Raw genomic sequence first — 7,149 nt, forward strand, 5'->3', positions numbered from 1 at the left:
TGCTCAACCCTCCTTGACCAGGCCGAGATCATTGAGCACGGCGCGGGTGGCGTCGTAATAGCGCACATAACCGGTGCAACGGCAGATGTGATGGCCGAGGCTCGCCTCGATGCGGTCTTGCACCTCACTCTTTTTCAATGGCTGGCGCTGGGCGGTTTCCACCAGCACGGTGGCGGCATTGACGAAGCCTGGGGCGCAGTAGCTGCACTGGAAGGCGAACAGGTCGACGAACTTCTGCTGAATCGGGTTCAGGGTCAGGTTACCCGCCTCGTCCTGCTTAGCATGGCTCTCGATGGTGCGCACTTGCTTGCCTTCGAAATAATGTGCGCCGGTGATGCAGGTACGCACCTCCTCGCAGGTGCCGTCGGGGTTGTCGACGATCACCACACAGGCATGACAGATGCCCTGCCCGCAGCCCAGGCGGGAACCGGTAAGGTTCTGGTGTTCGTGCAGGTAGTCGATCATCGCCAGGTCATCAGGGACCTCGACCGGGCCGACCGGTTGACCGTTGAGGGTCAGTTGCAGTGGACGGTTAGCCATTGAGGGCCTCCTTGATGCGGGCTGGGGTGATGGGTAGATCGCGTACGCGCTTGCCAATGGCATGCGCCACGGCGTTGCCGATGGCACCGACGACCGGGATCATCACCACTTCGGCGATACCTTTGGACGGGTCGGTCGGTGACAGCGGCGGGAGGATTTCGCTGGTCTGCTCCCACACCGCCACATCCCGTGCATGGGGCAGCCGGTAGCGGTTGAAGTTCCAGTCACCTTCACCGGGCCCACCTTCGTGAAGCGGCATTTCTTCGGTCAACGCATGGCCAATGCCCATGGCGATGCCGCCTTCGAGCTGGCCTTTGACCAACTCAGGCACAAGCACGCGGCCACACTCGACCCAGCTGTGGTGGTTGAGCACCTGGACTTCATGGGTGCCCTTGTTGACCTTGATCTCGACGATGGTCGCCACGGGGCTGTAGTAAGTGACCATGGCATTGTTCAGTTGAGTGACTGGGTAAGCGGCGTTCTGCCGGTCGAGCAAGTGATACCCATGGCTGCTCATCTGCGCCTTCTTGGCATTGACTGCACCGTCACCGTACTTCACCGCGACGGCATCGAGAGGGAAGCGCTCGCGCACGCCATCGATAACAAAGTCGGCCTCGGCCCAGCTCCAGCGGTTGAAACCATGCACGCTGACGCCGGTCACCAGGCCCATTTCGTGGGCCTTGCTTGCCAACTGGGCGAACGGGATCGGTGCCAGGCCGTTGCCGGTCAATTCGCCGTTGACCCATACCGCATTCTCACGGCGCACCACCAGCGGGTTGGCCTGGCCGCCGTGCGGGCCTTGGCTCCAGATGGCCATGGCCGCCGGCCACAGGCCGTGATTGAACAGCACGCGGGCTGCTTCACGGGTGGCATGGCTGAAATAGAACGCCGAGTTGGTGGCCGAGGACGGCGAGGCCAGCTTGCCGACCCAGCGCGGGTTGCGCAGCGCGGCGTCCTGATCGGCCTGGCTGATCAGGTACGGGTTGCCACTGGTGGTCAACTGCAACTCCGGCCATTCGGTGACCGCGGTCTTGACCTCATCGGCCGAACGGCCAAGGAAGTCACTGACCACCAGCGCCTGGGAGGTGGACATGCCCGTGCCCAGTTCGGTGCCGATATGACGCAGGCTGATGCGCCCGTCGGCGCTGAACTCGACACTGGCCATCGGCGCCTCGGATCCGGTGCCGAAGTCTTTCTGGCAGATGGCGAAGCCGACGCCGTACCAATGGTCAGGGTCTTTGGCGTCCATCTGCTGCTTGCGCGCATCGCGGTTGCGCCACCACTCGTGCACAGCAGCCTTGTCGAGAATCTCATAAAGGCGAAGCGCACCGGCAGGGACCGCCCCCTGGGTGTTTTTCATGCCCGACTTGAGCGCATTGGCGCGGCGCAGGTCGATGGCATCGACGCCCAGGCGACCGGCGACTTCGTCAACCATCATTTCGGTAGCGGCCATGCTCTGCAAAGTGCCGTAGCCGCGCATGGAGCCTGCCTCGACCCCCCGGGAGAAGTAAGCGGTCACCGACAGGTCATTCTGCGGCATATAGTAAATCGATTGCGCTGCGGTGGCGCCCACCGCAGCCACCGATGGGCTGTAATTGATCCGCCCGCCCCCGTCGCAGCTCATGTCGGCGCGGAATATCTTGAAACTGTTGTCCTTCTTGTCCACCGCAAGTTGGTAACGGATATCGAAAGCATGGCGCTTGATGCCGCTCTGGAACTGCTCGTAGCGGTCGTTGGCCAGTCGGATCGGCACCCCGGCGCCATATAGGGCAGCGACAGCCGCGTAAAAGACAAAAATATTGTTGTCTTTGGAGCCGTAGCCCACGGTGTAGCCCGGGTGCATGTTCAGATTGTTCAAGGCAAACCGAGACGGCTTGATCATGTGCACGCATTCCTGCGCCACCTCGAACGGGCACTGGGTCGCGACCACGAAGTGCAGCGTGCCGCTGGCTGGGTCGTACCAGCCATTGCCATTGTCCGGTTCGAGCGCAGCAGGCTCGATCGACGGCGTTTTATAGCGCTCGTCGAACACCAGCCAGTCCTCAGGTGGGTTGTCCAGCTGCTCGCCCATGCGCTTGGCATAGAACAGCCCCTGCTCGGTGAGGTCGCCGTGCTGATTGGGCGATTTGGACCACACCGGTTTGCGGTTGAGGATGGTGGGGAACAGCATGGAGTTCTTCAGGCTCGAGAACTCGTCTTCGTCAAACGGCGTGGCCCCGCCAACGCGCACGAAGCGGAAGCTGCCATACGGGTCGCGCTGGTAGAGCGGTGCCTGAGCGCCGTACTGAATGGCCTTATCGTTGAACTGCAGCTTGCGCTTGGCCTGGCGGAACCGCTCGAAGTCGTGCCAGATCAGGATCGCCACCGGGTGGCCGATGAACATCGGCACCTGCCCAGGCGGCAGCAGTGGGTCGGGCGAATGCGCCTCTGGCCAGACGATGCCGTCTTTGGCCAGGTCAGCTGCGGTGACTACACGATCCGGCTGCAGGTCGTTGCCCAGCAGGCTCAAATCATGGCCGGCATAGATACGGTCGACCTTGGTCGTCTTGAGCAGCAAAGCATGGCCTTGCTGGGTAGGCCAGCCGGGCATGTCCTTGGCGCGTATGTCGCGTGCGAAGACCTTGTTGCCACAGACCTTGGACAGCGCGTCATTACGAAAACGCGCCTTGCCATCGTGGCTCATCCATTTTTGCGGCGAGGTGGTGACGCGCTCCTCCATCAGTGCGGCGAATGCCTGGCTGCCAAGTGGCGCCATGGTCACGCCGACACCAGCGATCAGGCCGCCTTGCAAGAAGGCGCGCCGGGAAATATCACGGTTGGACATGCTTGATCCTCTGGGCAGAAGAGTTTCTGCCCATCTTTTTTGATTCTTGTGCGGGGAACTTGGCAGGGATAACGCCTTGTTGCCTAAGCCATAGAAATTGACTCTCGCGTCAACTTTACAACAAGAGAGCGAGCATAAGCAAAGTCAAGCCGACAATATGTCGCGGTATGTCTAAGCCCGACATACCCTGCGTTAGCAATGGCTTAGGCAGTAACGGTTAACCTTGAGTTAATCGACCAGAGCCAGCATGGCCACCACTGCGAAACACCAAGGCGAATACATGCGCACCCTCCTACTACTGCTGACGTTCATGCTGGCCGGCCCTTTGCAGGCCAACCCATTCGACGTCAAACCTGATTTCCTGCCAGTCAACCAGGCGTTCGTGCTGACCCACGACCGTCAGGCCGATGGCCAGATGCGCCTGTATTTCCAGATCAAACAGGGTTACTACCTGTACCAGAAGCGCCTGAAGTTCGACGGCCTGGCCATCGATCAGCAACCGCAGTTGCCAGCCGGGCTGAATCATCACGACGAGTTTTTCGGTGACAGCACGGTCTACCGTGACCAGCTCGAACTACTGATCCCGGCTAGCGCCCAAGGCCAGCTGCAGCTCGGCTGGCAGGGGTGTGCCGATGCCGGGCTGTGCTATCCACCGCAGACCACCACCATCGACTTGGGCGGCGACGACGCCCCAGCCTCCGAGCAAGCCAGCGACCAAGCACTGGCCAGCGGCTTGCAGAGCGCCAGCCTGGCCTGGAGCCTGCTGGCATTTTTTGGCCTTGGTTTGCTGCTGGCGTTCACGCCCTGCTCGCTGCCGATGCTGCCGATACTAGCAGGCTTGGTCCTAGGCAATGGCGCTAGCGCAAGACGTGGCTGGCTTTTGGCCGGTGTCTACGTCTTGAGTATGGCGCTGGTCTATGCGGCTTTAGGTGTGGTCGCAGCGCTGCTAGGCGCCAGCCTGCAGGCGTGGTTGCAGCAACCCTGGCTGCTGGGAAGCCTGGCTGGCCTGTTCATCCTGCTCGCCCTGCCGATGTTCGGCGCTTTCGAACTGCAACTGCCGGCCGCCCTGCGCGATCGCCTCGACCGCGCCGGGCAAGGCACGCGCGGTGGCAACCTGTATGGTGCAGCGTTACTCGGTGCGTTGTCCGGTTTGCTGCTGGGCCCATGCATGACTGCACCATTGGCAGGTGCGCTGCTGTACATCGCGCAAAGCGGCGATGTGGCGCAAGGCGCCTTGGTGCTATTCAGTCTTGGGTTGGGCATGGGTGTGCCGCTGTTGCTGCTCGTGACACTGGGCAACCGTTATCTGCCACGCCCTGGGGCATGGATGGAGCGGGTCAAAGGCGTATTCGGCTTCGTGTTCCTGGCCATGGCCCTGTACACGGTGCGCAGCCTGCTTGCAGCACCTGTGGTGTTGGCCCTGAGCGGCGCCTGGCTGATTGCCTTGGGCTGGGCGGCCTGGCCAGCGCTGCAACGCTTGCCGGCGCTGCGCGCGTTACCGCTGCTGGGGGCATTGTGGGGAGTGTTGCTGCTGGTCGGTGCGGCCGCTGGCGGGGACAACCTTTGGCAACCGCTGCGGCCTTTGGCCGGCAGTGCAGTCAGCACACGGCTGGCAGAACCCGACGAGCCTTTCGTCACGGTCAGCAGCCCCGAGGCTTTGCAACGTGAACTTGATGCGGCCAAGGCCCGCGGGCAGTGGGTCATGATCGACTATTACGCCGATTGGTGCGTGTCGTGCAAGGTCATGGAAAAGCAAGTGTTCAGCCGCCCAGACGTTCAGGCAAGCCTGGCGGGCGTGCATTTGTTACGCCTTGACGTAACGGCCGACTCCTCCGCCAGCCGTGCCCTGCTGCAACGCTATCAAGTCCCTGGTCCACCGAGCATTGTCTGGCTCGGACCAGAGGGTGACGAACGCCGTGCAAGGCGTATCACTGGCGAAGTGGACGCGGCTTCATTTGTGCAACATTGGACCCAAACCCGGAGCCAAGGCTGATGCTGACGGTAACCCTCGGGCCGCTGACCATGGCCCTCAATCACCTGCTGATGCTCACCGCCCTGGGCGTCGCGTGCCTGGTTGGCTGGTGGGCCGCTCGGCGTGGCGGCCAGAGCCCGGAGTCGGCGTTGTTCAATCTGTTCCTGGTCGGCCTGCTGTGCGCACGTGTGGGTTTCGTGCTGGCCTACTGGCCGATGTACCGCGGCGACTGGGTGCAGGTCATCGATATCCGTGATGGGGGTTTTCTGCTCTGGTCAGGCTTGGTCGGCATCGTGCTGGCCACCCTGTGGCAGGGCTGGCGCCAGCCCGGCCTGCGTCGCCCGCTGGGCTGGGCGCTGCTGAGCGGGGCACTGTTCTGGGGCCTGGCGAGCCTGGGCAGCCACCTGTACAGCAAAGGCACTGCCTTGCCCGAGCTCACCTTGCGCAATGCCGCAGGCCAATCCGTAGCCCTGCGCAGTTACCGTGGCAAGCCGTTGGTGATCAACATCTGGGCCACCTGGTGCCCCCCTTGCCGGCGGGAAATGCCCGTGCTGCAACGGGCCCAAGGCGAATACCCGGATGTGACCTTCCTCTTCGTCAACCAAGGCGAGACGCCGGAAATCGTCACCACCTTCCTTGCCACCACCGGGCTTAGCCTGACCCATGTGCTGTTCGACGGCACGGGCGCACTGGCTCAGCGAGTAGGCTCCATGGCCCTGCCCACCACCCTGTTCTACGACGCCGATGGCCGCCTGATCGGCAGCCATCTGGGCGAACTGTCGCGGGCCAGCCTGCGCCATGCCCTGGAACCCTTCGAGCGGGCCAAAGCGCCCGCCACTGCCGCACAAGGAAACTGACATGCGATTGACTGCCCTGATTCCCCTGTCCATGGCCCTGCTTGCCGCCCCGCTGGTGCAGGCCGAAAATCTGCCCAAGGCGATCCAGCAAATGCAAGCCAAGGGCGCCGAGATCAAGGGCGGCTTCGATGCGCCCAACGGTCTGCGCGGCTATGCCGCCCAGTACCAGAACAATGCCCTAGCGCTCTACCTGACCCCGGATGGCAAGCACGTGCTGGTCGGCAGCCTGTTCGACGAGCAGGGCAAAGACCTGAGCGCCGAACCTTTGCAGAAGCTGGTGTACGCCCCCATGAGCAAAGCACTGTGGGCGAAGATGGAGAGCGCTGCCTGGATTGCCGACGGCAAGGACAGTGCACCGCGCAAGGTCTACCTGTTCAGCGACCCGAACTGCCCGTACTGCAACATGTTCTGGGAGCAGGCTCGCCCTTGGGTGGAATCAGGCAAGGTGCAGCTACGCCATATCATGGTTGGCATCATCCGCGAAGACAGCCCAGGCAAGTCAGCGGCGCTCCTGGCAGCCAAAGAGCCGGCCAAGGCGCTGCATGATCATGAGAAAGCTGGCAAGGCGAGCACTTTGAAGGCGCTGGACAAGGTCCCGGAAGCCGTGCAACAGAAGTTGGCGGCTAACATGGCGTTGATGGAAGAGATGGGGTTGCAGGCGACGCCGGCGATCTTTTACCAAGACGAGCAGGGTAGTTTGCAGAGCCAGCAAGGCGCGCCGCGGCCGGAGTTGCTTGGGAAGATTCTTGGTAAGCGGTAGTGCATGCCTCATGATTTGCGTTGGCGCGTAGATCGAGCGCCGCCCGCGCGGCGCATCGCGAGCTGTGCTCGCTCCTACGTTTGTTTCGGGCCAGTAACGCCTGTGACAGGCGCGCGCGACCGCCTGGTTTATACGACGCGCTACCGCGCCATGCCCCAAAGCGTCCGCGCGCAGATCCCACAGGATCAATTGGCCC

At 62.5% G+C, this 7,149-nt stretch carries 5 protein-coding genes; 3 read left to right on the top strand and 2 right to left on the bottom strand.

Annotated features, from left to right (window positions below):
• Positions 1-3: 3 nt before the first annotated feature.
• Positions 4-540 (bottom strand): (2Fe-2S)-binding protein, encoded by a 537-nt coding sequence (locus tag HU725_RS15330; protein ID WP_060480595.1) that lies wholly within the window; start codon positions 538-540, stop codon positions 4-6.
• On the bottom strand, positions 533-3,364 hold the full coding sequence (locus HU725_RS15335) for a xanthine dehydrogenase family protein molybdopterin-binding subunit (RefSeq protein WP_186479016.1): 2,832 nt from the start codon (positions 3,362-3,364) through the stop codon (positions 533-535). Before HU725_RS15335 ends, HU725_RS15330 begins: the two co-directional genes overlap by 8 nt.
• A gap of 280 nt (positions 3,365-3,644) precedes the next feature.
• On the opposite strand from HU725_RS15335, the gene dsbD reads away from it, so the two are divergent.
• The 3 genes from dsbD to dsbG are packed head-to-tail and all read left to right on the top strand — an operon-like array spanning position 3,645 to position 6,953.
• Positions 3,645-5,357 (top strand): protein-disulfide reductase DsbD, encoded by a 1,713-nt coding sequence (gene dsbD, locus HU725_RS15340; RefSeq protein WP_186479015.1) that lies wholly within the window; start codon positions 3,645-3,647, stop codon positions 5,355-5,357.
• Complete coding sequence (locus tag HU725_RS15345; RefSeq protein WP_186479014.1) at positions 5,357-6,193, top strand: TlpA disulfide reductase family protein; 837 nt, start codon at positions 5,357-5,359, stop codon at positions 6,191-6,193. The genes dsbD and HU725_RS15345 overlap by 1 nt, the downstream gene beginning before the upstream one ends.
• A gap of 1 nt (position 6,194) precedes the next feature.
• Positions 6,195-6,953: a thiol:disulfide interchange protein DsbG gene (dsbG, locus tag HU725_RS15350; RefSeq protein ID WP_186479013.1), complete on the top strand. Its 759-nt coding sequence runs from the start codon at positions 6,195-6,197 to the stop codon at positions 6,951-6,953.
• Positions 6,954-7,149: the final 196 nt, after the last annotated feature.

Origin of the sequence: Pseudomonas promysalinigenes, assembly GCF_014269025.2 — a bacterium.
GTDB classification, from domain to species: Bacteria; Pseudomonadota; Gammaproteobacteria; order Pseudomonadales; family Pseudomonadaceae; genus Aquipseudomonas; species Aquipseudomonas promysalinigenes.

Excerpts from the sequence above, each read along its gene's own strand:
- dsbD (WP_186479015.1), top strand. The coding sequence starts at position 3,645 with ATGCGCACCCTCCTACTACTGCTGACGTTCATGCTGGCCGGCCCTTTG.
- HU725_RS15330 (WP_060480595.1), bottom strand. The coding sequence starts at position 540 with ATGGCTAACCGTCCACTGCAACTGACCCTCAACGGTCAACCGGTCGGC.
- HU725_RS15345 (WP_186479014.1), top strand. The coding sequence starts at position 5,357 with ATGCTGACGGTAACCCTCGGGCCGCTGACCATGGCCCTCAATCACCTG.
- HU725_RS15335 (WP_186479016.1), bottom strand. The coding sequence starts at position 3,364 with ATGTCCAACCGTGATATTTCCCGGCGCGCCTTCTTGCAAGGCGGCCTG.
- dsbG (WP_186479013.1), top strand. The coding sequence starts at position 6,195 with ATGCGATTGACTGCCCTGATTCCCCTGTCCATGGCCCTGCTTGCCGCC.